This is a genomic window from Acinetobacter sp. V116_7 (assembly GCF_056735735.1).
Genome location: NZ_JBWZIF010000028.1, coordinates 869,523 through 895,814 on the forward strand (window position 1 = coordinate 869,523; position 26,292 = coordinate 895,814).

18 protein-coding genes and 1 pseudogene are annotated in these 26,292 nt (G+C 39.6%); 5 read left to right on the forward strand and 14 right to left on the reverse strand.

Going from position 1 to position 26,292, the window contains the following annotated elements:
• The 7 genes and pseudogenes from AC1PJP_RS18055 to AC1PJP_RS18085 all read right to left on the reverse strand — a co-directional run bounded on the left by AC1PJP_RS18055 (position 1) and on the right by AC1PJP_RS18085 (position 13,596).
• Complete coding sequence (locus AC1PJP_RS18055; RefSeq protein ID WP_479767967.1) at positions 1-2,628, reverse strand: type VI secretion system Vgr family protein; 2,628 nt, start codon at positions 2,626-2,628, stop codon at positions 1-3.
• 345 nt (positions 2,629-2,973) lie between these two features.
• A pseudogene (locus tag AC1PJP_RS18060) lies at positions 2,974-3,312 on the reverse strand (hypothetical protein); the annotation flags it as partial.
• An 88-nt stretch (positions 3,313-3,400) separates the two neighbouring features.
• The gene (locus AC1PJP_RS18065) at positions 3,401-3,937 is read right to left on the reverse strand and encodes a hypothetical protein (RefSeq protein WP_479767969.1); all 537 of its coding nucleotides are present in this window, start codon (positions 3,935-3,937) and stop codon (positions 3,401-3,403) included.
• A gap of 77 nt (positions 3,938-4,014) precedes the next feature.
• On the reverse strand, positions 4,015-4,533 hold the full coding sequence (locus AC1PJP_RS18070; RefSeq protein WP_192833604.1) for an SMI1/KNR4 family protein: 519 nt from the start codon (positions 4,531-4,533) through the stop codon (positions 4,015-4,017).
• A gap of 17 nt (positions 4,534-4,550) precedes the next feature.
• The gene (locus AC1PJP_RS18075) at positions 4,551-9,389 is read right to left on the reverse strand and encodes an RHS repeat-associated core domain-containing protein (protein ID WP_479767971.1); all 4,839 of its coding nucleotides are present in this window, start codon (positions 9,387-9,389) and stop codon (positions 4,551-4,553) included.
• Positions 9,390-9,398: 9 nt separating this feature from the next.
• Entirely contained in the window at positions 9,399-12,593 is a 3,195-nt protein-coding gene (locus tag AC1PJP_RS18080) for a type VI secretion system Vgr family protein (RefSeq protein ID WP_479767973.1), read from the reverse strand.
• Between the two features lie 106 nt (positions 12,594-12,699).
• Complete coding sequence (locus tag AC1PJP_RS18085; RefSeq protein WP_416707810.1) at positions 12,700-13,596, reverse strand: LysR family transcriptional regulator; 897 nt, start codon at positions 13,594-13,596, stop codon at positions 12,700-12,702.
• A 98-nt stretch (positions 13,597-13,694) separates the two neighbouring features.
• Between AC1PJP_RS18085 and AC1PJP_RS18090 the strand changes: the two genes are divergently transcribed.
• From AC1PJP_RS18090 to AC1PJP_RS18105, 4 genes are all read left to right on the forward strand, one after another.
• Positions 13,695-15,035, forward strand: a complete 1,341-nt coding sequence (locus AC1PJP_RS18090; RefSeq protein ID WP_479767975.1) for an MFS transporter — start codon at positions 13,695-13,697, stop codon at positions 15,033-15,035.
• On the forward strand, positions 15,028-15,429 hold the full coding sequence (locus AC1PJP_RS18095) for a hypothetical protein (protein WP_479767977.1): 402 nt from the start codon (positions 15,028-15,030) through the stop codon (positions 15,427-15,429). Before AC1PJP_RS18090 ends, AC1PJP_RS18095 begins: the two co-directional genes overlap by 8 nt.
• A gap of 95 nt (positions 15,430-15,524) precedes the next feature.
• A complete protein-coding gene (locus tag AC1PJP_RS18100; protein ID WP_100290881.1) occupies positions 15,525-16,469 on the forward strand; it encodes an ABC transporter permease in 945 nt (314 codons plus the stop codon).
• Entirely contained in the window at positions 16,469-17,350 is an 882-nt protein-coding gene (locus AC1PJP_RS18105; RefSeq protein ID WP_479767979.1) for an ABC transporter ATP-binding protein, read from the forward strand. The genes AC1PJP_RS18100 and AC1PJP_RS18105 overlap by 1 nt, the downstream gene beginning before the upstream one ends.
• Before the next feature lie 68 nt (positions 17,351-17,418).
• Here AC1PJP_RS18105 and AC1PJP_RS18110 read toward each other — a convergent pair whose 3' ends face one another.
• The 5 genes from AC1PJP_RS18110 to AC1PJP_RS18130 all read right to left on the reverse strand — a co-directional run bounded on the left by AC1PJP_RS18110 (position 17,419) and on the right by AC1PJP_RS18130 (position 21,353).
• The gene (locus tag AC1PJP_RS18110; protein ID WP_479767981.1) at positions 17,419-18,441 is read right to left on the reverse strand and encodes an ABC transporter substrate-binding protein; all 1,023 of its coding nucleotides are present in this window, start codon (positions 18,439-18,441) and stop codon (positions 17,419-17,421) included.
• The gene (gene atzF, locus AC1PJP_RS18115; protein WP_479767983.1) at positions 18,438-20,249 is read right to left on the reverse strand and encodes an allophanate hydrolase; all 1,812 of its coding nucleotides are present in this window, start codon (positions 20,247-20,249) and stop codon (positions 18,438-18,440) included. The genes AC1PJP_RS18110 and atzF overlap by 4 nt, the downstream gene beginning before the upstream one ends.
• 12 nt (positions 20,250-20,261) lie before the next feature.
• On the reverse strand, positions 20,262-20,696 hold the full coding sequence (locus tag AC1PJP_RS18120; RefSeq protein ID WP_479767985.1) for a CopG family ribbon-helix-helix protein: 435 nt from the start codon (positions 20,694-20,696) through the stop codon (positions 20,262-20,264).
• A gap of 4 nt (positions 20,697-20,700) precedes the next feature.
• On the reverse strand, positions 20,701-20,826 hold the full coding sequence (locus AC1PJP_RS18125) for a hypothetical protein (RefSeq protein ID WP_001000625.1): 126 nt from the start codon (positions 20,824-20,826) through the stop codon (positions 20,701-20,703).
• A gap of 173 nt (positions 20,827-20,999) precedes the next feature.
• Entirely contained in the window at positions 21,000-21,353 is a 354-nt protein-coding gene (locus AC1PJP_RS18130; protein ID WP_479767987.1) for a winged helix-turn-helix transcriptional regulator, read from the reverse strand.
• Positions 21,354-21,445: 92 nt separating this feature from the next.
• Between AC1PJP_RS18130 and AC1PJP_RS18135 the strand changes: the two genes are divergently transcribed.
• The gene (locus tag AC1PJP_RS18135) at positions 21,446-21,982 is read left to right on the forward strand and encodes an NAD(P)H-dependent oxidoreductase (RefSeq protein ID WP_479767988.1); all 537 of its coding nucleotides are present in this window, start codon (positions 21,446-21,448) and stop codon (positions 21,980-21,982) included.
• A 38-nt stretch (positions 21,983-22,020) separates the two neighbouring features.
• Here the strand turns inward: AC1PJP_RS18135 and uca are convergent, their stop codons facing one another.
• A complete protein-coding gene (gene uca, locus AC1PJP_RS18140; protein WP_479767990.1) occupies positions 22,021-25,626 on the reverse strand; it encodes an urea carboxylase in 3,606 nt (1,201 codons plus the stop codon).
• 2 nt (positions 25,627-25,628) lie between these two features.
• Complete coding sequence (locus AC1PJP_RS18145) at positions 25,629-26,282, reverse strand: urea amidolyase associated protein UAAP2 (protein ID WP_111854903.1); 654 nt, start codon at positions 26,280-26,282, stop codon at positions 25,629-25,631.
• Positions 26,283-26,292 lie beyond the last annotated feature (10 nt).

The window sequence follows — 26,292 nt, forward strand, 5'->3', positions numbered from 1 at the left end:
TTAGTCTAATATCACTTTTGCTGATCCATTTTTTGCTGCATCTGACTGTTTAGCCGAACAGTCTGGTAAATCTAATGCAGGTGGATTTATTGATGAGCCGCCCATAAACAAATGCTGCCCTGCTTTCACCTCAAGCTTACCGCCCGTAACAGGGAAAATACCTGAACCATTTAGCTTTACTTGAGACCCATTTGCAGTCAGATTAATTTCAGTTGGACTAGTAATAAAAACCGTGTCTTCGGTTGAAATAATTTGCACACCCTTTCGAGCAATTACATCCAAAGCATCACCTTGGGCCTGAATTTCTAGTTTACCTTGACCAGCAAAAATCCGAGCACCTTCTTGGGCGGCAAATAGACTTATTTTTTGACTCGCATGACTCACTATATTCTTTTGCGTACTAATATTAATACTATCTCCAGCACTTTGAGTGAGCTGACCATTTGCACTAAGGTGTATATCTTCATTACTACTTACAGCAATACTTTTTGGAGATGCCAGCAGCATCACTGCTGATTGAAACTCAGCAGCCTTTTTAGGATCTTCTTGTTTGAGAACTTCTAAGAAAGTCTGAATATTCTCAAGCATATCTAACGGGTCGGTTTGCTGATTTTTAGCAACTTCACTGAGTGCCTTGGCATTGTTGAGGCCACCTTCTATTTGTTGTTTGGCCTCATTTGCATTGAGGTGTATGCCTTGAGCTTGATCCTGTTTGTGGGTACTAAGGAGTAAGCCGCTGCCTGCTCTGACTGCCCCCCACTGGTCTGTTCGTAGCTCGAAACCTTCACCACGACCTTGACTCTCCGCCTTATCTTTTGGATGACTTAAATTACCTAAGTTTAGTTGGCTGGCCGCATGGCTACTTTGTAGCTGGGCACTAATTTGCCCTGTGGTGTCATCAAAGCGTAGCTGGTTAAAACCTTTACCGTCGACTTCTTCGGAGCGGATACCACTGAGTTTTTTAGTATCAGGTAACTGCCCTTTCTGGTCGAATTGCGTTGGGTGACGTTCAGCCTCATGAATACGACCCACCACAAACGGGCGGTCAATGTTGCCGTCAAAGAAGTCGATCACAACGATCTCGCCCACGCGAGACAAGAAACGTGCGCCATAACCCTCACCTGCCCATGGGGTTAATACATCGACCCAAGCCGAGTCAGTGTCATTGTCATTACTTCCTGCACCACCATCATGGCTATGGTCGTCAGTTCGGGTAAATAGGAAGCGAACTTTAATGCGCCCCCATTGGTCAACATGGATACTTTCGCCTTCCAAGCCCACCACTCTAGCGCGCTGCGGGTAAGCAGCTGGACGGTGCTCTAACGGATGGTACTGAGGAACAGTTTTAATATTTCTACGCGACAGAATGAGCTCATTAATCTGACGCTCAGTCTGGTCATTTAGCCCTGATTGATTGTTTTGCCATTGGCTTTGACTAAAAAGTTGATTGATTTGCTGTTGCAAATCTTTAGGCAAATTATTTTGCAGATAGAAGCTTTTCCCAACAATCAGAAACTCTTTGTCTGATCCACTATGCGTATCTATTTCAGGATGTTCATCCAATTCAAACCAATAGCCAACTTGCGCATCACGTACCGTGGTTTGTGCACGGAAATATTTTGATTGAAATGCATAATAATCAGATAGATTCTGATTGAGTTTTTCTAACTGCTGGTGACCCGATGCAGTGGCTTGGTCTTCCCCATTTAAGTCTTGCATCCAAGCAGGACTGACATGCCATGCATGTTCTAGACTTAAACTCGCATTATCCTGATTAGCACTATGACTATGCTTCGACTGAACACTGCCCATGCCTTCTTCTTGACTTAAAGCATCAGCCTGCCAGCGTTGCACATGCACGGCTGTAGATTGCAAGCTTCGAGTTGGCACAAGGCTTGTCATACTGTCTTGTTGTTCAACAGCGCTACTACGGTGATAACGGATATTTCTTCGGTCTAATGCTAAATATGATTCATTATTATCAATTAAACGTAACTTTTGTGATTGAATCTCATCCGAGCTATCAGTGGCAAACAAATGAGCTTCATCAATTAACCAATTAATGCCTTCACTACGCCAAAGTCGGGTTAAAAACTCATAATCCGTTTCGTTACTTTGCATGACGAAAGGTCGAACATCGTAGTCTTGGCTTAGGTTTTTTAAATCCAAAGTTAAGGCAGAAGCAAACAACGGGCTTTTGTTCTGCCACTCAGTAAATAGAATTTCAGTAATGTCCCGTACACTTTTATTCATAAATACACGGCTATTTCGGCGTTTATGCCATAGCGCTGTCGGGTCTTGTAATCTCAATTTATACAATGTTAATGAACCATCACTCTGCCCCTGACTGGCTTCTGTAATAATTCCTGTAGTTCTAAATAGCTGCCCTTGATCAGTTACTTGATCGACTGCAACCTGACAACCAATAAATTGTTTTAATGAAATATGGGCATTAGTAGAAAGACAAAATAAATCGGCGATCAGTCCTTCATTTAACTGATGCTGTCCTTCAATACTTTGTAAAAAAACTTGAGTATTCAACGATGGATTAGAAAACTGAACATGAAGCACGCGTTTTTGCGAGCTGATACCCAAATCTTCTAGAATTCTATGTATATGAGATAACATCTTTTTTATGAAAACTTTGTCAGGATTGGCATTATTTTATAAAATACAGAAACATCTGTCTATTTTGTAAAGAGAAACTTAACCATATGAATACAAGAGTGGATGAAGATGACGAACGTAATAAAGATATAAAGTGAATTAAAAACTTACGCTATTAATTCACTTTTTAAAGTTACTAATATTTTAGTATTCTAAGAAATTCATTTTTAATTTAAATTTATTAATAGTATCTACAAATTTTTGACTTACTACATAAATATAAGGTTTATCCGTATCTCTAGCAATAAAAAAGCCATCTACTACTAGATCATTTTTTATGAAATCATCCTCATCTAATAAATTGTTTTTTCTTTTAATATACATAGCATAAATATCTACCTCTTCATTCCTCACATAGCACTTATAGAAATCACACTCATCTTCAAGAATTTCTTTCATTTTATTAAAAAATCTTTTTGAAAATAGTAAAATTCCAGAAGATGAATAATAAAAATCAGTCTCTAATATCTCATTTAATTGATCAGAAAAAATATTATCATAATCTAAATTTATTCTAGGATTTTTTAAAAATTGATTACTTAAGTCAAATTTAAAATAATCAATGACAATTTCTTGTTTCCCTTTCAAATCAAAAGAAAAATCTCTATCAATATACTCAGACGGATAAATTGTATAAAAATTCACAGACCAACCTTTAAAACATCTTATTTCAAAGTAGTACTTTTAAACAAGCATCTAGAAATACTACTTATTTTTGAATATTACTTACACTTTAATCATAAAAAAACTCTATAAAACTCTCTACATCTAACAATACTTTTTCATTTATAAGAATTTCCTTTAACTCTTCTAAAAAACCTGTTTTATACCCTCCATTTTCACCTCTAGGGTTAGAGTCATATAGGTCAATAATTAGATTCTGCACAATATTAATTTGCGAAAAAAAATCAAATAAATTTTTAGCAATGATATGTAATTCATCACCTGAAATACATGCTCCTATCTCGCCACTATTATGATTTATGTATACGATATTTACATCATGCTGTGTTAGGAATACTGTAGCACTTCCCCCATCGAGTATATCTTCAAACATATATTGAATATTATCTAATGAATCTTTTCCTAAAAAATCATTTATATTCCCTCCTAGATCAATATTAAAATCATTTTCAGGAATACAACTTAAATAGCTTTTAAACAGATCATCATTAACAGAATTAACCTGATTAATAAGAAATCTTTCACCATAAATTATTTCATTACAATCATCAATTTCCTCTAATAATTTTTTAAAACAAACCTGCACTATTAAGACTCCCTATTTAATACAATTAAATAGTATCAAATATTTTATCTAAAAATCATTAAACCCCAATACAAAAACTAAAAATATTCAAAGGGATATCTTTCATATAAACCCTCATTAATAGAATTGACTAATTTCTTAAATTGATCTTGTTCAACTTTATTAAGCTCTTCGTTTATATCCAATTCTTCTTCAAGTTGTTGATACGAAAATGCCATTTTAAGAAAGTCTTCAAAAGTAATTCTCATATCTATAAACTGATTAATATTCAAATACTCCCCTTGGTTATGATCATAAAACAAGATATTATTTTTTTCCTTACCTATAAACCATTCATCACCTTGACCGGTACGACCAATTATCCAAACTTTCTCACTAATTTCAGGATAATTTTCATGAAGATATTGATTTTCTTTTAATGCTGTTTCATATCCAAAAATTATAATATCGGGTGTAATTTCTATTTCTTTAAATTTACCTAAAAAAGATAAATAATTACCATCAAGCTGAGGTAGTTTGCTAAATTTCGTTATTTCGCTACTTCTTTCAATTAATTTCGCTTTAATTTCTTGATCTGTCATTAATTTATCGAACATTTCATATACCTTTTAACTTACTGTAATTGACAAAAGTTTGCACCCTTAACAGCTGTAGCATTGTGCTTTCCAATACGCTCTTTCCTTGCTAATGCTCTCAAGCGTTGCTCCAAGATTTCCTTCGATTCAGCTTGTGATAAATTCATAGCTTCAACTTGGTTTAAAATTCCTCCCCAAGTTTTATTCCAATTCTGACCAGTACGCGAACTGTTAGTATGAATACCAGGAGATTTAGTATGCTTTTCTTTTGGAAGATTATAATAATATTGTGGATTATTCACATCGATACCAGCTATATTTTTAAATCTTTCTGCATATTCTTCGGGAAAACCATGATGAATATCTGAATTAGTATGTTTACAACCTACATAATTTTTCCAATTTTTTTGCAGAGTTCGAGTTGGTGTTTTTGCTAGCCCAAGCTGATCAACCCAACCCACTGGATTAGGTGCATAAGCATAAATATTAGAGCCACCCAGCAATCCAATCGGGTCTTTACTAATAAACCGACCTACATACGGCGAATAATAACGATAACGGTTGTAATGAAGTCCTGTTTCCTCATCAAAATATTGACCTTGGAAACGGATATTATTGCTAATAATTTCTGACTTTTCAAAGAAATCTGAGTTAGTCTGTTCTAGCTTACATTCACCCCAAGCTTTATATTGAGCTTTCCAGATAATGGCGCCTGTCTGGTTACTCATTTCTTGCGGTGTGCCTAAATGGTCGCAGTGATAGAACCATACATCATCAAAACCTTGGCTTTGTTTTACCGTATTCCACAATGGATCTTTATAAATACTATATGTTTTTTCTGTCCAGTCTTGGGTTTGATGTAGTTCAATTGAGTGATGATACGCCGCCTGCAATAAAGGCACAAAACTATCTTTTTCGTAGAAATAGTGTTTAGTTATATCAGCGCTAGATTCATAAGCTAAAGTATCACCATCCCAACCATAAATAATGTTCTGCTCTTGCCCAGTATGGTGATGTTTACTTCTTTTTTGAATACGTCTACCTAAGGCATCATAACGATACTCTGCCGTATATTGATTATTTCGGCTACGAACAAGACGTCCCAACACATCCCACTCAAGATTTAAATCACCTTGTAATGACTTTTGTCGAATCAGTTGCCCAAAAGCATCATATTGATATTGTTGGTCAAGATATTCCTGCACAACGTTATTTACTAAACGGTTATAGCCAAGACCTTTTTCAGTGGCAATATGCTGTGAGGATTGTTCTTTGGTAGTGTTATATCGATCTAAAATATTACTTGCTGGGTCAAAATTAAATGTCTCTTTTCCAAGCTTACTGGTTGCCTCTAATAAACGCCCAACAGGATCATATTTATAGTGAATAGTTCCACGACGTGTATCTTTAATGAGCGTTAACTCACCTGTTTTATCGTAATGATATAAGCGTTCAATCAATTGGTTGGTATGCTGGATAGCATTATTTTTAGTTTGAGCCTGATAGCTTTTGTCATGCCCACTCAACATTAATTGCTGAGTTAAGCGCCCGACTTCATCATAACGTTGTTGTTGGCTAAGACCATTTGCATAGTGACGTAATGTCTCTCTATGTAAATCATCACGTTCAAAGCTAACAACATCTTCACCATTTAAGGCCATGCCATAGACATGCCCACTCCCGTAAGTCAGCCAATCTATTTTCTGTCCATCTGGTCGAATGGTTGTGGTTCGATTATTTAATTCATCATAGACATGTTTCCACACAGCAGTTTTCTGTGTGACAATGTCTTGATGATGTTCTTTAATTAAATTACCTGCTGCATCATAAAACCATTGCAAGTTAGTTTCGGCATTTTTAGCCTGAACTAGATTACCTAAGCCATCATAAGAAAATTCTTCTGTTTGCTTTTCTTCAAGCTCTTGTCCTTGGTAGCCATATCCTGCTGTACGTTGTTCTAAACGTCCCATGCTGTCAAAAATAAATTGCTGAATACGGTCTTTAGGAGCAGCGCGATCTTTGAAATCTTGACCATAGGCAGAAGCGACCTCAATGCTACTAGTTAAACGACCATTATATTCATCGTACGTATAAGCAGTTTCTTTGCCATCAAAATCAATTTCTTTTACTAATCGACCCGCAACATCATAAATAAATTCATAACTTGCGCCATTTTCATTAATTAAACGTTTTAAGCGACTCAAGCGGTCCCATTGATATTTTAAAGTTTGATTTAATGGGTCTGTACGCTTGGTAATTAAACCAGCTGCGTCATATTCATAACGTGTCAGCTGTCCTTTAGAGTCAACATGAACTAATAAGCGACCTTCTTCGTCATGAATAAAATGTTCTTCAGCACCATCAGCATGTTTAATTTTTTCGAGCTGTCCAAAAGCATTTAGCGGTAAGCCTTTTTTTAGAGGCTGTCTTGGTTCAGCAGTTAATTCCGTATAGAAATATTCAACTTTTTGCTTTAAGGCATTTTCAATAAATTTGACGCGCCCGCGATCATCATAGTGCCAGTGCGTTTCTTTACCAGAACAATCCGTATAAGTAACCAAGTTGCCTTGATCATCATATTTGAGTGTCTTCTTACCGCCTTTAGCATCTTTAATGGAAGTTACCAAACCCATTGCATTGTAGGCATAGGCTGTTTCACGCTTCAGCGGATCAATTTCTTTAATTATATTTCCTGAAGCATCGTATTCTTTAAACCAACGCCCCTGTTCAGCGTCAACAAAACCGGTCAGATTATCTTTTTCGTCATATTCATAATAGAAGGTTGAACCATCGGCCTGAACCATACTTAAGACATTACCGCGTTCGTCATAGGTATACGAGGTTTCTGTTCCATCCGTGGCAATATGTGATGTTATATTTTTTGCTTGGTCTCTAAAGAACCATTCTTGCAGATTGTCTGGATAAATAATTCGATAGGTATAACCCGTAATACCATAATAGTATTCAGTCACATTCCCATCGATATCCATAACAGAAGTTACGCGAACGTTTTCATCCCAATCTAATTTAGTAGCGGAACTATAGTCATCAGCCCATTCTTCAATCGCTTTTGAGCTAGGTAAAACGCCATCCCACTTTAAGTTCATTCCTCTTTGAGTAAGATCAGTATAGCGAGTCAATAAGTGAGCTTGGTATTGATATTCATAAGAAGCAGCAAACTCATTGGTTGCCTTAATTAAATCGCCTTGCTCGTTATATTGATATGCTGATAGTTGTCTAATGAGTTGACCATCTTCAACCAACCAAGCTGCAACAACTTTCTGCATATCATTAATCTGTAATGCTACATGCGCTAAAGTTTGCTGTTGCTGTTTAAATATAATGTCGGATAAATAGTTATCACCATTTTCTAATTCATAGTCATAACGTAGTCCGATACTAAATCCATGTTGACGTTCTATGGAGACTAAACGAAACTCATTTTTATATTTTTGATAGAAGCGAGTTTCTGAAGCTCCATATGAAATAGCTCTAATTTCAGGTGAGACAACTGTATAAGTAAAAGTTTCTACTTCATCATAGTAACTCTGCCCAACTTTTAACTCTGGTAAGCGAACAGGACGGCCATCGCTGCCAATATACTCCCAACCCTCTTGCTCAATCGGTTCTTTAGGTTCATTTATGTTGTAAGTAGAACAACGAGCAATCTTGGTTGTAAAAGGTGTAATCCACCGTGCTCCGAAAATCGATTGATCATACTGATATAAGTTTGATACATACGTTCTCGAAAATTGCTCTATTAATAATGGATGAATTTGGGCATCGGTATGATTTAAAAACTCAGTACCCATGGCAAAAGTAATTGATCGTTTAGTCGCAGCACCTTTACAGTTTTTACATGCATTCGCATTATGAGTCGCGTCGGGTTCAGTATTCGCCTTTTCTAATTTATTATTTTTCTTGTCATGTTTAACTTGTGTGGTTTGAGTTGGCTTAACTTGAGCTGGTTTCTTTTTCCTAAATTTAGAGGCACTCATTCTCAATACATCAAATAGCCACCCAATTGTTTGCGGCTGCGCTGCATTTCCCAAGCCTTTAATTTTAGTATTGGCAGTGATACCAATTTTATTAATCGTTGCACCTACATTTAATATCGGCTGCTTTAGATGTGCAGGAACTAAAGAAGTAACAACTTTAGCATTGGAGTTTGCTCCTGTTTTAATAAGAGCTTTCCCCCAGTTTTCGGTCATGTAAACTAAATTTTTTCCAGCTCGCGTTAAGTCACCACTTTTTATTCCCTTAATAACACCGGCAGCTTGCTGTTGAGCGCGGTTTGTATTTGAGCCTGCATTTGTAAATACTTGGCCTTTTGTTACAACTCGAACAATTCCGCCATTAATTTGTGTCGTGGCACTTTGGACGGTTCCACCACAAGTGGCTAAAATTGAATTTAGTTTATTTAACCCAGTTTTGCAGAATTTTTCTATGTCCCCTGCAACCTGATCGTTTAAATGATTAGAGATCACTACAATTACTGCTTCACCTAAAGCAGCTTTACCTACACGTTTAACTTCTTGACGAACTAGAAACAAGGCTGGGCGAGCAGAAGTACGGATTGCTGTTGTTCCCGGAATAGGTACAATCCCAATAAGGTCAATACCCATTGTCGTCCAATCCATAATATCGGCATTTTGAAAACCTTTATCGTAGATATAACAAATGTCGGAAACTACATCGATAGCAGCCATCACATTTCCAATAATTGGAATTGTTCCCATTACACTGGCTAGCAAGTCTAATGTCACAATTTGATGAGTATGACTTTTTAACCAATCATCTATTTTTTGTTTTGAATGACTAACATCTTTAATAGCAACTTCTGATAATGGTTTAACAACTTCTGTTTTTCCAGACATTTTATTTCTCTACGAATTCTTTTTAAAAGGGCTTTGCAAATATTGAGGAAGAGCATTAGTTATCAAGCTACCGCTATCAACAGAACTTAATTTGCTGAAGTCATTTATTTTTTGAATTGATACAAGATCAATGTTGTTCCCTATTTTTTGGCCTACTTCTGAAATGGGTAAAAAGCTTTTCACTTGATCAGTTACTAATCCCTGCGCCTCTGTTTTTAACATTGGCATTAAAGCCTTTGCCCCTTCAGATTTTATACTTTGTGCAGTTTGAATATTTTTCATAATATTCACAGGATTGGTTAATTGTTTAGATAATTCACCAAGCTTGGACTGGGCTGTTTTACTCATTTGTGCAATTAATGAATCTGATTGTTCAGTATCCGCATCATTCTTATTCGGCCACTCAACTGGACGTTTAAAGTCACTTGCTGCATCCCAAGGATCACGGTGATCTGGTTCAAAGAAGACTTTTACTGCACCTGTTGCTAAGCCAGAAACTCTTGCAAATCCCTTATCATCCAACTTGCCAGTGACTTCTTTTCCTAAGTTGTCAACAACCGTATAACTTCCACCTTTAACAAACTCACCATGCGCATAATCATGGATGAGCTCTAAATTTCCTGGGCTACGTTTTGGCGGAGGCGGTAGTGAAGAACTAAAATTCGCACTCCCTCCCCCCATAAACAAATGCTGTCCGGCTTTCACCTCAAACTTACCACCAGTGACAGGGAAAATTCCCGAGCCATTAATCTTGATTTGAGATCCACTCGCCGTGATAACGATTTCTTTAGAAGCACTAATTTCAATTTTGTCTTCTGTTGAAATAATCTGCACAGCTTTACGGGCAATTAAATCTGCTCCATCGCCTTGTGCTTGTATTTCGACTTTGCCTTTGCCGGCATAGAGTCTTGCCCCTTCTTGCGCTGCAAAAAGGCTGATTTTATTTTGGGCGTGTGCAATCAGGTTCTTTTGAGTGGTCAGGTTAATGCTATCACCAGCAGTTTGACTTAACTGAGCATCTGCGCTGAGGTGAATGTCTTCATTACTGGCTATGGCAATGCTGTTAGGTGCAGTTAATATCATCAAGGCTTGCTTAAAAGCGGCAGCTTTGTCTTGATCTTTTTCTTCAATTTGCTCTATGAACGTTTTTAAGTTCTCGAGCACTTCCAATGGATCAGTTTGCTGATTTTTAGCAACTTCGCTAAGTGACTTGGCATTGCTAAGGCCGCCTTCTATTTGTTGTTTGGCCTCATTTGCATCAAGGTGTACGCCTTGAGCTTGGTCCTGTTTATGAGTGCTAACGAGTAAGCCACTACCCGCTCTTACCGCTCCCCACTGGTCAGTTCTGAGTTCAAAACCTTCACCTCGACCATCACTTTCCGCCTTATCTTTTGGATGGCTTAAGTTACCTAAGTTGAGCTGGCTTGCTGCATGACTACTTTGTAGCTGGGCACTGATTTGCCCTGTGGTGTCATCAAAGCGTAGCTGGTTAAAGCCCTTACCGTCGACTTCTTCTGAGCGGATACCACTGAGTTTTTTAGTATCAGGTAATTGGCCTTTCTGATCGAACTGGGTTGGGTGGCGTTCAGCTTCGTGAATGCGCCCCACCACAAATGGACGGTCAATGTTGCCGTCAAAGAAGTCGATCACAACAATCTCACCCACACGAGGCAAGAAGCGTGCACCATAACCTGCACCTGCCCATGGAGTCAGCACATCGACCCAAGCCGAGTCGGTGTCATTGTCGTTACTTCCTGCTCCACCGTCATGACTATGGTCGTCAGTTCGGGTAAACAAGAAACGGACTTTAATACGTCCCCACTGGTCGACATGAATGCTTTCACCTTCCAGTCCTACGACTTTAGCACGCTGCGGGTGGGCAGCTGGACGGTGTTCTAGCGGGCTATATTCAGGGACAGCTTTAATGTTGCGTCGAACGACATTCAGCTCAGCAAAGTGGCGCTGCTCTGGGTTTTGGCTGTCGAGTTGAGCTGCTTTGAGCTTGTCTTTTGGCAACAGACGCTCAAGTTGCTGTTGTAATTCTTTCGGTAAATTATTTTGGTTATAGTAGTGCTTGCTTAAGATTAAGAACTCTTTATCAGCACTGTCATGTTGGTCGAGTTCCGGATGGTCATTGAGCTCAAACCAGTAACCGACCTGCGCATCACGGACGTTACCTGAAACCGTAAACTGTTTCGAACTCAGGTGATGGTAAGCATTCATATGCTTGTTAAGCTGTTCAATTTGGCTATTGCCTGAAGCGGTGGCTTGATCTTCACCGTTTAAGTCTTGCATCCAAGCGGGGCTGACATGCCACGCATCTTCAAGGTTTAGGCTCGCATTGTCATAGTGTTCGCTGTGCTTTTGCGTGCCTTGTACGCTACCGCTGCCTTCTTCTTGTTGTAGGGCATCGGCTTGCCAGCGTTGCACATGAACCGAGGTTGGTTGTAAGCGACGCTCAGCTTTGACTTGGGTAATGGTGTCGAACTGCTCTGTAGCACTGCTGCGCTGGTAGCGTAAGTTACGGCGTTCAAGAGCTTTATAATTTTGGTTATCATCAATTAAACGTAGCACTTGTGGCTGAATGGAAGCATTCGGGTCAGCGATCAAAAGTTGCGATTCATCGACTAGCCAGTTAATACCCTCGCTGCGCCATAGACGGGTTAAAAAGTCATAATCGCTTTCATTTGACTGCATCACAAATGGGCGCACATCGTATTCTTTCGTTAAGCCAGATGTGTCGAGCGTTAGACTTGAGGCAAATAACGGGCTTTTCCCCTGCCATTCTTTAAACAGAATTTCGCTAATATCGCGCACGCTTTTATTCATAAACACGCGGCTATTACGGCGTTTATGCCAGAGTGCAGTTGGGTCTTTTAAAGTTAAATTATAAATGGTGAGTGAGCCGTCGCTTTGCCCTTGGCTTGCTTCGGTAATAATGCCTGTTGTTCTAAAAAACTGGCCTGTGTCAGTGACCTGATCAACAGCAACCTGACAGCCAATAAATTGTTTTAATGCAATATGCGCATTTGTCGATAGACACAGTAATTCAGCAACGCTACCTTGGTTGAGGGTATGTTCGCCCTCAATGCGCTGTAAGAAGACTTGATTGTTTAATGATGGGTTGGAAAATTGCACATGAAGTACACGATTCTGTGCGACCAAACCTAAACTATCTAAAATTTGAAATATTTTATGGGACATCGTTATTATAAAACTGAGTCATAATCATCGATATTTTATAAAAAACAGACAGAATTGTCTATTTATATAAATTAGCTTATCTTCCATGACTTAGATATTTTTTAGTTTAACTGAAAGAAAGATTGGCTATTAAATAATCTACAAGTGCTCTCGTTTTGGCCGGTAAATTAGAGGTATGAGGATAAAGTAATTGAATACTTTGTAGCGGTAATGAAAAGTCAGGAAATAACCGAATTAGGCGATTTTGTTGAATATCTTCATCAACTAACCATGCAGGACAAATAGCCACACCTAAAGATGAAAGAGTCATTTGATGAATTGCAGTCACCGAATTTGATTCATACTGACTTCGAATAAAAGGTAATGAATATTGCTCCCCTAAACTGTTTTGCAAAATATATTGTGAATCTTGCCAATTTAATAAAGTGTGGCCAATCCAAGGAACATTCGCTAAATCAGATATATTTTCTATAGGATGGTCTTTTATAAACTGCGGAGTAGCCACAAGATAAATTGGATATTCTCCGATTTTTCGAGTTTTTAGAGATGAGTTTTTTAAATTTCCTAGCCGAATAACTAGATCTAATTTTTCAGTCACTAAATCATCGAAAGATGAATTAAACGAATACTGTAAACGTAAATCTGGGTAAAGCCGACAAAACTCAGGAAGTAAAGGCAAAATGAAACGTTGGCCAAATTCATTAGTAGATGAAAACCGTAAAGTGCCTGTAATGCTTGTACCTAAGTGTTGGCTTCGTTCGAATGCCTCATCAATCTGAAGTTGGATTTGTTTAAAATCTTCATAAAAATGCTGACCAATTTCAGTTAATGCAATATTACGGGTATTGCGAATTAACAGGCTTGTATTGAGCTGCTTTTCTAATTGTTTTATATCAATACTCACCATTGATCGGCTTAAGCCTAAAATTTCAGCAGCCTTGGTAAAAGAACCGGAATCAACGACTTGTAGAAAACTGGTAATTTGCTTGAGGTTTTTTTGCACAATTAAGCCAATTGTTTAAAATTATCAAACAATGATTTTACTTCGCTTGCATCGACAATAAAAGAGCTGGATCTTACCCTGCCTGCACGGAGGTAGGTATGTCTTATCGATATAAAATAGCAACAGTGTTTTTACTTGGGTTCTTTATTGATTGCATCAACATTTTTATGTCTGCAATTGCATTACCCAATATTGCATCGTCATTTTCAGTTAGCCAATCCATGGTCGCTTGGGTAACAAATGCTTATATTCTCGGCCTCATTTTAATTATGCCAATGAGTTTATGGTTAGCCACCAAACTTGGTAACCAAAAATTATTGTGTTATTCGATGCTGTTATTCTCGATAAGCATCTGCTTTATTGGCTTTAGCGAATCGATTTATAGCTTAATTTTTTGGCGATTTATTCAAGGTGTAGCTGGAGGTTTATTAATTCCAGTCGGACAAGCTCTCGTGTATACATTCTTCCCGAACCAAGAACGCCAACGCATTTCTACATTAATTATGGCAATTGCTCTGATTGCACCAGCTTTTTCACCTGCTATTGGTGGCGTAATTATTGATTCATTGAATTGGAGATGGGTATTTTTATCTAACCTTCCTTTTTCTTTACTGGCGGCAGCTCTGGCATGGTTATGGGTTAAAAAAACAGAGAATATGTCGAGTGAAAAACCAGACATAAAAGGCTTGGTTATTTTTAATATGAGCCTGTTATGTTTGTTACTCTCCTTTTCATTTTATAGTGATTACCATAACGCCTCATTCGCTATAACGAGTTTTCTAATTTCAATTGGAATGCTTATTTTTTACATTCGACATGCGAAAAAAATTTCCCATCCTGTTCTTAATCTTGAGTTATTAAAAAATAAAAATTTACGTAATGCATTTATTGTCTATTACGCCGTTCCGGGTATTTTTACTGGCGTTAATTTACTCAATATTTTTAATTTACAGCTTAACTTTGGCTTTAATGCAAAACAAACTGGTTTATTCATGTTGCTCTATGCAACCGGGGCACTCGCAGCCATGATTAGTGGCGGTCTGCTCTATCAACGGTTAGGTAAAAAGTCTCTTCTTATTATTGGAATAACCCTACATAGCTTTGGCATATTTCTTTTATTTTGTATTTCAAACACAAGCCCTTTAAGCTTTTTAGTGATTGCTTATTTATTAATGGGTATGGGTGGCGGTCTAAGTGCCAATATTGCCCAAATTAGCTCATTGATTGATTTTTCAGGCCAAGATTTATTACAAGGAAGTGTGCTCTGGAATATTAATCGACAAGTTTCATTTAGTGTCGGTACTGTTGTTCTGATTTCGATATATAACTTGATGTCTGGCTCAACTGATCTCATTCGTTATCAACATACATTTCTTGTTGCAGCAGTCCTCTGCTTACTTTCACTCATTCCCATTTTAAAGGAGAAAGCACATGTCTAACCAAATGGATCAAGCCATTCAAAGCGTGATTGACCTACATGTTTTAATAGAAAATGTATTTACAGGAAAAAATGCAGAGCAAAGTCTGAGCCCGCTTTTAGATAGCTTTGATCAAAATTTTAAGATGGTTACGGTTCAAGGTCAGAGTATTGGTTTAGCCGAAGTTAAAAACTTATTTAGTCAAAATATTGGAAAGAAACCCTCTTTAAAAATCACCATTATTAAGAGTATAGCTTTATACGAATTTGAGAATTATTGTTGGGTACAATATCAGGAACATCAGCAAACCGATGAAACCGAGACAGTACGTAGATCCACAGCCTGCATTAAAGTAGAAGGCGAAAAATGTTATTGGGTTTACTTACATGAAACTTTAGTTCCCTCATCTTCTTAACTCATCTAAAGCATTTTAAAGATGGCACCTATTTTGCTTAACAATATTACGTTTTATGAAAATCGTAATACTGATCAAAATGGGGAGCTCTCGATATGGGTTATGTTGCAAAGGAATTTACGCGAAAGAACAAGCTGATTCTCAGTATTTGTTCTTTCGTTATTCCAATATGTCTTTGGTGCGCAATCAGTTACTTACCTTTTGTTTGGCATCCTCAAGTACAAATCACGAGTTCGGGAAGTGTTCCTTACCTACAAGTAGGAAGTCGCGTTGATAAAAATGTGTTCTATCTCGAAGCACAAAATGCAGTCAATCGAGATTCTGCACCACCACAAGGTATTTTAGTCAATCCAATTTATTTACCCGCTCCCCATGAAGTCGCTAAGGCTTTGGTGACTGCATTTACTACGCCACCTGAACAACCTGATTCGCCGTGGTTTCATCAAAGTTTATGGCACAGTATCAAACTGGTTTTTTCAGCTTTTTTTATCTCTTCATTGATTGGAATTCCACTGGGTATTTTGTGTGGTTTTTCTAAGCGTATATCCCTATTGACGGAACCGTTTGTTGAGTTTTTCCGTTACTTACCCGCACCTGCGTTTGGTGCACTTGCAGTGGCAATTTTAGGAATTAATGATGCACCTAAAATTGCCATTATTGTGATTGGTACACTTTTTCAGCAAATTCTTATTATTGCCAATACCACCCGAATGGTAGATCGAAGCTTAATTGAAGCTGGTTATACGCTTGGCACCAATAAGCTCAAAAGTTTATTTCATGTGGTGATTCCTGCGGCCTTACCTGATATTTACCGCGACTTACGTGTGCTATTGGGCTGGGCATGGACCTATTTAATTGTTTCCGAGTTGATCGGTACGACCTCGGGTATTACATGGTTTATTACCCAACAGGCTCGCTATCAAAACTTTGACAATGTCTATGCAGCTATTTTGATTATTGGAGTGATTGGTCTGGTCTGTGACTGGCTATTAATGAAGTTAGGTGAGCGGATGTTCACTTGGAAAGTAGGAGCAAAATAATGAAAGATTCAACATTTAACGCGCATGAATACTTTCAAAAAATTTATGAACGCCCTGTTATTTTAGAAGCCAAACAACTGAGCCAAGTCTTTAAACATGGTCACAGCGAACGCACTGTTTTAAATAAGCTCGATTTAAAAATTCATAAAAGAGAATTTATTTGTGTGATTGGTCCTTCTGGCTGCGGCAAATCGACACTGAGCCGTGTTATTGCAGGTTTAGACCCATACCATAGTGGAGAAGTTTTAGTAGACGGCGAATGCATTACGGGTCCATGCCCTGAACGCGGCATGGTGTTTCAGGGCTATACCCTTTTTCCGTGGAAAACTGTAAAAGAAAATGTGATGTTTGGTCCGCAAATGCGCGGCGCTAGTCAAATGACAGCCGAAGCTCAAGCACGCGAATGGATCAATATTATTGGTTTAGAAAAATATGAAAATCAGTATCCACATCAACTTTCTGGTGGTATGAAACAGCGGGTTGCGATTGCTAGAGCTTTGGTTAATCAACCTAAAATTTTACTCATGGATGAACCTTTTGGTGCGCTCGACCCACACACCCGTCAAAAAATGCAAAAGCACTTGATGGATTTATGGCAAAACATTGATATCACCATTATTTTTGTGACCCATGACATGGATGAAGCTATTTTACTGGCAGACCGAATTGTGGCACTTAAAGCCAACCCAGGTGAAATTAAGGAAATTATTGAAGTTAATTTACCGCGTCCACGCTCACTCGACTTAATGAGTACACCTGAGTTCAAACAACTTCGGACACGGGTAGATTATTTAGTTCACGCCGAAGAAGACGAGCTTGACCCAGCTTTACAAGACTTACCAAAAATTCCACGTATGACTCAGGTCAGTACAGAAAAATAAGAAACACATTAAAATAAGAAACACATTAAAAAGCCCAAGTTCAACTTGGGCTTTTTTATTTACTAGGCTTATTTGAGCTGTTCTATGAGTGTCGGATAAATCAGCCCATCTACATTTTGTTCGGTTTTATAAATCCCATTTTCGACGTTAAATTTATTGACGTGATAAGTAGAGCCATAAATCGAGTCAAAGCCTTCAGATTTAGCAAATACTTTTTTATTGGCATTGATATCTAATAGATGCGTACCGCTGACCATCAACTCATATTGTTTTGGGTCGACCCCTGAACGGTTTGCCATGATTTTAACCGCATCGGCATGGGTTGCAGGGTCATTAATATATTTAACGGTTTTGTCCCACACCTGAATGACTTTTTTCCACTCTTCTTGATGCGCAGTTAAGTGGCTCATGTTGACAGTCAGGGTGTCATAAATTAAACCCGGCTTGTCTTTAGAGGTATAGATAATTTTAGAACCCGCTACGGCTTTTAATGCCTGCCCCGCAACAGGCTGCCAAACAGTAATTGCAGAAATATCTGGGCTATTGAACACTTGAGGTAGCTGGTTGGTTGCTGAGTTCACCAACTTCACCTCACTCGCTTTAATGTTATGGTCGGTCAAAGCAGTTGCCAGTAAAAGATGGTCAACCAAGCCTTTTTCAACACCGATTGATTTTCCTTTTAGGTCTTGAATGGTGTTAATGCCCTCTTTTGCAATAATGACATCATTGCCCGCAGAATAATCTGTTGCCATGATCATCATGCCTTGAGTGCCACCTGAGGCTGTTACCAAGTTATCGCCATTGGTGACCAAAACGGCATCAAGTTGATTTGCTGAAAAGGCCGAAAGAGAAGCCGAATAATCAAACCATTTAAACTCCACATTTAACCCTGCTTCTTTTAACCAACCTTTTTCAATGGCTACTTGCCAAGCCACCCAGCCCGGCCAATCACTATAACCAATGGTAATTGGTTTTGTATTTGTGGCTGCCTGAGCGTCTTGTTTGGCCTCGGGCACTTTAGCCGTATTGTCACACCCACCCAATACAACTGCCGATAAAATAGATACGGATAAAAACGCTTTTTTAATCATATAGAAACTTCCCCAACATTTTTACTAACAACATTTTGAGCGGTTTGATTGAGTGACTGTATATAGGCTCGCCAGCCTCCAAAATGGCTAATATCGGTTGCATCATGAATACCATAAGCTTCACAAATAAAGCCTTTGACCCATGTTCCATCTTTTAATTTGAGGTTGCCAATACCAAGTGGTGCAGGCACTTCAGCCACAATGGCTCCAAAATTTGCTAATGGAACATCCCACACTTCAACTTCAATAGAAGTACCTGTCGCATCACATTGCAGCCCAGGTTTTGGTGGCGTGGTATTTTTTAGGGCAAAGAGTTTATAGGCTTCTGCTGTCTGGGTTTTCTTGAGTAAAGTGGCATTACGACTAGTGAGTTGAAAATTAAGTGGCATGCCTGTTAAGTGCGCTCCGACGACAGCAAGCTGCACTGAATGATTCGACTGGATGGTTATACCTTTTTGATAATGTTGAGTTGATTTACCCAAACTCAGCAGTGTTTCGGCTTGCCAGAGCTGCGCAAAATTTGCCAGTGCCTGATCGTGCCAAGCTGGTGCAATAAAGGTTACCCCGCTTGGTAAACCGTCATCACGCAGTACATTTGGTAAGGCTAAAGCAGAAAGATCTGCAAAATTTACAAAGTTGGTATAGGCCCCCATGTGCGCGTTTTTAGTCAACGGGTCGGCTTCAACTTCGACAATGGTATAAATGGTTGGTGCTGTCGGAACCATCAATGCATCAAAAGGCTGTAAAGCCAAATTAATTTTTCGAGCCAGAACGGCGCGGTTATATTCCGCTTGAAGTGCATCTGTTGCTTTGAATTTATCTGCCTGCGCAATAATTTGAGCAATGACTGGATGAGCCTTTTCACGTGTTGTCATGCGTTCAACGGCGACTGTTCTTTCTGCTACCCAAGCATCGTTATAAAGTGCAGCAGCAAGCTCATTAAACACGCTGAAATCTATACTCTTAACTTCATAACCCAGCTTTTTTACGCGCTCAATTGCAATTAAAAAGGCTTTTTCAGATTCAAAATCACCATAAAACTCAAGCTGAGCAGGAATAGCAATTTTTCGTTTAGAAAACTGAGTTGGTACATTGGCTGGATGTGCTCGTGAATATTCATCTGCTTTATCATAGCCCTGCATTAAGTTGGCCACTGTCCAAGCGTCATCAATATGCAGTGCAAAAATAGAAATGACATCAATAGTCCGACAGGCAGGAATTAAACCTGTGGTAGAGAACCAGCCTTTCGTCGGTTTAAGGCCCACAATATTGTTATGACCAGCAGGAACACGCCCTGACCCCGCCGTGTCTGTCCCCAAACTAAAAGGCACAATGCCGTTGGCAACCACCACTGATGAACCTGAGCTTGAACCGCCGCTAATATATTCGGGCTTAAAACTATTTTTTACTGCACCATAAGGAGAGCGAACGCCAACCAGTCCAGTCGCAAACTGATCTAAGTTGGTTTTGCCCACCACAATCGCCCCTGCTTTTTTCAGCTTGGCAACTACGGTAGCGTCTTGAGTCGCTAAATATTGAACTTCTTTACAAGCAGCAGTGGTATGAAAGCCAGCGACATCAATATTGTCTTTGACTGCAAATGGCACTCCGTATAGAGGTAAGTCAGCAATATTCTGATCTTTTAAAACATCAATTTGTGCCTGAATCTGCTCGTTCGATGCAATTTCAATCCACGCATGGTCATCATTTTTAATTTCTGCAACATAGCCAATCAGATCTGTAAGATGGATTTGCCCGTTTTGATATGCTGTTTTCCAGTCTTGGATTGTCCATAAATTTTTCAACACGCTACTCCTCATTTAGTCATTTTGCTGTATAGGCGGCATGACGGCATCCATCAGTTCTAGATGTCCTTTGATCACCCCTTTCAGCACAATAAATTGCTGGCTAATTTGTCTAAGTTCAGAACTCGTGCCCTGCATTAACATGACTTGCAATATCTTTTGTTGGTCGAGCTGAATATGAAGTGAACTAATCACCTGCGCTAAAAACTGTTGCTGTAAATCGACCAATTGATTACGCAAGGTCATTTGGCTAGCGTCATAAAGTAACGTCAAGGTGCCCACCATGACTTCATTAGCCTGCGCCTGCTCTGCGATCAGGTGTTTATTAATCATGTCGACAATGGCTTGCGAGCGACTTTCATAGTTCTGCTCGACAATTTTTTGGTCGAGTGCGTTGAGGGTCGTTTCAGGTACAGTAATACTGATTCGAGCCAACTTTTGTTTTGCCACAGTCTTATCCTTTTGTTTTAGGCGGCTGATTGTTTTGCTTGATATATACGCCTGCACGTACGCTAAGCAATTCGACTAAAAAGGCTTTTAACGTTGGCTTTGGTTGAACCACAGGTTTTACATCGTTCATATCGCACCTCTAGCTTGGTATTACCAAATTCAGTTTTTGTATTACTGATAAGAGATGCAGAAAATGTGCCAGTTTTTAAGCGTCCTTTTGATAGGCTTGGCAGAAATTTGTGAGTGATTTTTGGGCAAAAAAAGCCCCATGCACAGGGATGGGGCTAATATTTAATTTTAATCTTATGACTGATTAATCATCGTATGTGCCCATAACGATAAAGACTCTAAAACAGGCTTAAAAGATTGGCCTAAATCTGTCATTTCATAAACCACCTTAATCGGTGCTTTTTCACCATAAACGGTTCGAGAAATTAAGCCACTTTGCTCTAATTGTTTAAGTTGAAGGCTTAAGGTCATTTCTGTGATGGTGGGCATTAATTGATTGATTTCATTAAAACGTTTTGGCCCATCTTTTAGATAATATAAAATAACGCCTTTCCATTTTCCACCCACCAAATCCATAGCCATACTGATATGACATGGATAGGTTTTTCCATTCATGCTGATTTCACATTTATTTTCAGTATTTGCCATTTTTAACGCCACCTATCAACTTTGATAGTTATTGTACACCCATACTATAAAAACTATAGTGACTATGATTTTTATAGCTACAAGGCATTATTATGGCTTTACTTATTTTGGCCCATCCCTACTACGCTCAATCGATTGCAAATAAAACGATTGTGAATGAACTTGTAAAAACCTATCCGGACCTCGAAGTCCGAGATATTTTCCAACTTTATCCAGACTACCAAATTGATGTAAGTGCTGAACAAGAAGCGTTGTTACGCCACGACACGATCATCCTGCAATATCCAATGTTCTGGTTTAATATGCCGGCAATTTTGAAATTATGGTTTGATGAAGTTTTTACTTATCAGTTTGCTTATGGCTCTCAGGGCGATAAATTAAAAGACAAAAAAGTCATTATTAGCATGACGGTCGGCCAAACAGAAGCCAACATGGTGAACGACCAAGAAAACTTAGCCGATAGCTTTTTAAAAGCAGTTCAATATTCAATTCAATATACGCAAATGCAGTTAAGCGCCACTTACTTGCTTTATGACGTATCACCTTTATCAGGCAATCCAGAGTCGAAAATTAAATTAGAAGCGGTTGAACATGGTCATAAAGTATTAAAGCATTTGACCGAAGCATAATAAAAAAGAGAGCATCGGTATTGATGCTCTCTTTTGGTTTAAGCGACAGGTGCCAAGGTAAAAAGTACTTGTCCCGTTTTTACGGTTTGCCCTTTTTCAATGGTAATGGTTTCAACTTTCATGCGTTCGGGGGCAATAATCGGGATTTCAATTTTCATTGCCTCAATCACCGCAAGAGTTGCACCTTCTTCAACAATATCTCCCGATGCACATTCGATTTTCCAGATTGAGCCCGGCATGTGTGATTCGACTGCACAGCCCCCTTCAGGGATCACCACGGTTTCCCCTTCATCTACCGCATCTAGGCTTTCAGAAATATATTCTTGCAAGCCCGCTTCGTGCCAACGGCGGCGTTCAGCCTCGAAGTTAGCTTGCTGCATATCTTTAAAGGCTTGAATGCTGTCTTGATGTGTTTTTAAAAACTGGTTGTATTCTTTTAAGTTGAGTACACCATCTTCAATACGAAGTTGTAATCGGCCCGCCTTAAAATCTTCCCGCATTTGCAGAAGTTCAGCCTCAGAAACTTCATAAAACTTAACTTGATCAAAAAAGCGCAATAACCACGGTTTGCCTTCTTCGAAGTTGGCATTTTTACGGTAACGGCTCCACATTTGGGTCGTGCGACCAACAAACTGGTAGCCTCCCGGCCCTTCCATGCCGTACACACACATATAGGCACCGCCGATACCCACGGCGTTTTCAGGTGTCCAAGTTCTCGCAGGGTTATATTTTGTGGTGACTAAACGTTGGCGTGGGTCCAGTGGTGTGGCAACGGGTGCACCTAAATACACATCGCCTAAACCCATCACCAAATAGTTTGCACTATAGACCACATCTTTAACTGCTTGCTTGGAAGCTAGACCATTAATACGGCGGATAAACTCGACGTTATCTGGGCACCAAGGCGCATCTGGTCGAACAATTTGTGTGTAGCGCTCAGTTGCAAGTTGAGTTTGTGAATCTTCCCAAGCCAAAGGCAAATAGACAGTCCGTGAAGGAACCTGCATATTTTGAATGTCGGGTAACTCGGCTTCTGCTTGTTGAAGTTTCTGTAAAAGCTCAAGTTGATCGAGCTGGATTGAATCAAAATGAATTTGTAGTGAACGAATACCCGGTGTTAAATCGATAATACCCTGAATGTTTTGATCTTTGACCCATTGCATGAGTGCATGAACGCGGAAGCGTAAATTTAGGTCGAGTACTAACTCACCATATTCCACCAACAAATAGCTATTTCCTGCTGGTCGATAGGTCACGCTTGGTAAGGCAGCTTTACCGTCTAAAGTAGCTAAAACTGCATCTTTTAAAGTGTCGGGTTCTGCTTGAATGGCTGGGTTAAAATCGATCTGAGTTGTATCAGCCGCAGTTAAGCTTTGATGATATTTTTGATCGAGTACTTTTGCTTGCGCATAACTCACGGGTACAAATTTGACCTTATCGCCTGCTTTTAGCTGCCCGATTTTCCAAAGCTCGGAATGAATGACTACCGCAGGGCAAACAAAGCCGCCTAAGCTCGGACCATCTGGACCCAAAATAATTGGCATATCGCCCGTAAAATCAATTGCCCCAATCGCATAAGCATTGTCGTGAATATTAGAGGGATGTAAGCCTGCCTCGCCGCCATCTTCACGTGCCCACTCAGGTTTGGGACCAATTAAACGAATGCCTGTACGGCTTGAGTTATAGTGAATTTCAAACTCATTGACAAAGAACGTATCAATATCTTGTTTGGTGAAAAAATCTGGCGCACCATGTGGCCCATACATGACTGCAATTTCCCAGTTTTGGGTAAAGCTAGGAATTTGCACTTGAGCCAATGCAGTGGTCGATTGAACAGAATATTCAGTAATCGGTAGCATATCGCCAATTAATAAATTACGGCCTGCGTGCCCACCAAATTGCCCCAAAGTAAAAGTCGCCTGCGACTCCAAATAGTCAGGAACATCGAAACCACCTTTAATGCCAATATAGCTGCGACAACCTGAACGGATGAGGCCACATTTTAAAACTTGGCCTTTTTTCACGTTGATGGTTTGCCACATCGGTACAAGTTCACCATCAAGTTTTGAAGGCATATCACCGCCCGTAATGACAATTTGGCTATCACAGTGAAACTTTAAAGTTGGCCCTTGTAAGGTACATTCAAACCCTGCGGTATTTGGCTCATTGGCTAAAAGCTGGTTTGCTACAGTTAAACTGAGTGGATCGATGGCACCTGATGGCGGCACCCCGACATCCCAATAACCTAATCGACCTGTTACGTCTTGAATGGCAGTTTGAATGCCAGCCTGCAACACCTCAATTTTTTGTGTTTTCCATTCAAACGTATTTAAAAACCGAGTGGTTTGGGTACCTAAAGCAAACACATCACAAGCAATAATGTTTTGTAAATATTCCAAATTGGTTTCGATACCAGCCACTTTCGTATTGGCAAGACTGGCACTCATTGCCTGTATAGCTTGCTCTCGTGTTGCAGCGGTCACAATAATTTTAGCAATCATTGGGTCATAAAAAGACGACACCATTGAACCTGTTTCAACCCATGTTTCGACTCGGGTTTGCGGGTCAAATTTAACATACGTGAGTAGGCCTGCACTTGGTTGGAACTGTTTAATCGGATCTTCGGCATAAAGACGAACTTGAATGGAGTGTCCTGTTGGCTCTAACTTTTCAGTCGGTTCTGACCAGTCACCACTTGCCAAGGTAACCATCCACTCGACCAAGTCGACACCAAACACTTGTTCGGTCACGCCGTGCTCGACTTGCAAACGCGTGTTGACCTCTAAGAAATAAAACTCTTGGGTTTCGGTGTCCATAACAAACTCAACCGTGCCTGCCGAGCGATAGTTCACCGACTGCATCAGTTGAATCGCAACTTTTTGCAGATAGTCGCGTTGCTGTTCATTTAAGTGTGGCGCGGGTGTTTCTTCAATCACCTTTTGATTACGGCGTTGTACCGAACAATCACGCTCACCCAAGGCTAAAACTTGTCCTTGCCCATCACCAAAAATTTGCACTTCGATATGGCGCGCATGTTGTACAAATTTCTCTAAATACAAACCTGCATCTTTAAAATTGACCTGAGCTAAATAAGACACGGTTTGATAAGCATCTTTTAACTCGGTTTCATTCCAGACCAGACGCATGCCAATACCGCCACCGCCCGCGGTACTTTTCAGCATGACTGGATAGCCAATACGAGCTGCCTCAAACAAAGCCTCGGCTTCATTAGCAAGTAGTGAACTACCCGGAAGTAAAGGCACATTGCTTTTAATAGCCAGCTCACGCGCGGTATGTTTTAAACCAAAATCGAGCATTTGGCTTGAAGTTGGCCCAATAAAAGCAATGCCTTGGCTTTCGCACAAATCACAAAACTCGGCATTTTCAGACAAAAATCCATAACCGGGGTGAATGGCTTCTGCTCCAGACTGTTTAGCAACCTCAAGGATTTTTTCAATATTTAAATAACTTTGATGCGCAGGTGCAGGGCCAATCAGAAAAGCTTCATCGGCCAAAGTCACGTGTAAAGAATCACGATCGGCTTCGGAGTAAACAGCCACCGAAGCAATCCCAAGTTTTTTAAGGGTGCGAATGACGCGACAAGCAATTGCACCACGGTTGGCAATTAGAACTTTTTTAAACATGCTTACACCCCTTCCGCTTCACGGACAACCAGTTGAATTTTGGTTGGGTTATAGGCGTTACATGGGTTATTGAGCTGTGGACAATTGGAAATTAAAACAATCAAATCTATTTCTGCCCGAACTTCGACATATTTACCGGGGCCTGAAATTCCGTCATCAAATTTAAGCTGGCCATCTGGCGTAACAGGCACATTCATAAAAAAGTTAATGTTTGGGCCGATGTGACGGACATTTAAGCCATGCTTCTTCGCAATCGGGTGTTTTGCCAAGGCATACATAAAGTTGTTACGGCAACTATGCATTGGGTAGGTTTCATGTGCATAGCGAACCGTATTACTTTCACATGAACAAGCACCACCAATGGTGTCATGGCGACCGCAGTTATCATCATGAATAACCGCAATTGGACGGCCAAAGTTACTATAGAGCTTGGTGCCCTTTTCTAAATAGATTTGTTGGTTGATGGCCAAAGTATCCATTGCGCTATAACGCTCAGTTGGATTTTCGGCACTCATAAACAAAGTATCGACCGCTTGGTTTCCCTCCAGATCAATAATTCGAAAATATTGGCCCTTTTTAACCTCGCACATCCACGCTTCGCCCGCAGGACAAACTTCATTTAAAACTGCTTTTTCAAATGATTGTAAAACTGTCATGATGCTTCTC

Coding starts and splice junctions, on each gene's coding strand:
- AC1PJP_RS18090 (WP_479767975.1), top strand. CDS start 13,695: ATGTCTTATCGATATAAAATAGCAACAGTGTTTTTACTTGGGTTCTTT.
- AC1PJP_RS18125 (WP_001000625.1), bottom strand. CDS start 20,826: ATGAACGATGTAAAACCTGTGGTTCAACCAAAGCCAACGTTAAAAGCC.
- AC1PJP_RS18135 (WP_479767988.1), top strand. CDS start 21,446: ATGGCTTTACTTATTTTGGCCCATCCCTACTACGCTCAATCGATTGCA.
- uca (WP_479767990.1), bottom strand. CDS start 25,626: ATGTTTAAAAAAGTTCTAATTGCCAACCGTGGTGCAATTGCTTGTCGC.
- AC1PJP_RS18095 (WP_479767977.1), top strand. CDS start 15,028: ATGTCTAACCAAATGGATCAAGCCATTCAAAGCGTGATTGACCTACAT.
- AC1PJP_RS18070 (WP_192833604.1), bottom strand. CDS start 4,533: ATGTTCGATAAATTAATGACAGATCAAGAAATTAAAGCGAAATTAATT.
- AC1PJP_RS18110 (WP_479767981.1), bottom strand. CDS start 18,441: ATGATTAAAAAAGCGTTTTTATCCGTATCTATTTTATCGGCAGTTGTA.
- AC1PJP_RS18080 (WP_479767973.1), bottom strand. CDS start 12,593: ATGTCCCATAAAATATTTCAAATTTTAGATAGTTTAGGTTTGGTCGCA.
- AC1PJP_RS18075 (WP_479767971.1), bottom strand. CDS start 9,389: ATGTCTGGAAAAACAGAAGTTGTTAAACCATTATCAGAAGTTGCTATT.
- AC1PJP_RS18100 (WP_100290881.1), top strand. CDS start 15,525: ATGGGTTATGTTGCAAAGGAATTTACGCGAAAGAACAAGCTGATTCTC.
- AC1PJP_RS18105 (WP_479767979.1), top strand. CDS start 16,469: ATGAAAGATTCAACATTTAACGCGCATGAATACTTTCAAAAAATTTAT.
- AC1PJP_RS18130 (WP_479767987.1), bottom strand. CDS start 21,353: ATGGCAAATACTGAAAATAAATGTGAAATCAGCATGAATGGAAAAACC.
- AC1PJP_RS18055 (WP_479767967.1), bottom strand. CDS start 2,628: ATGTTATCTCATATACATAGAATTCTAGAAGATTTGGGTATCAGCTCG.
- AC1PJP_RS18145 (WP_111854903.1), bottom strand. CDS start 26,282: ATGACAGTTTTACAATCATTTGAAAAAGCAGTTTTAAATGAAGTTTGT.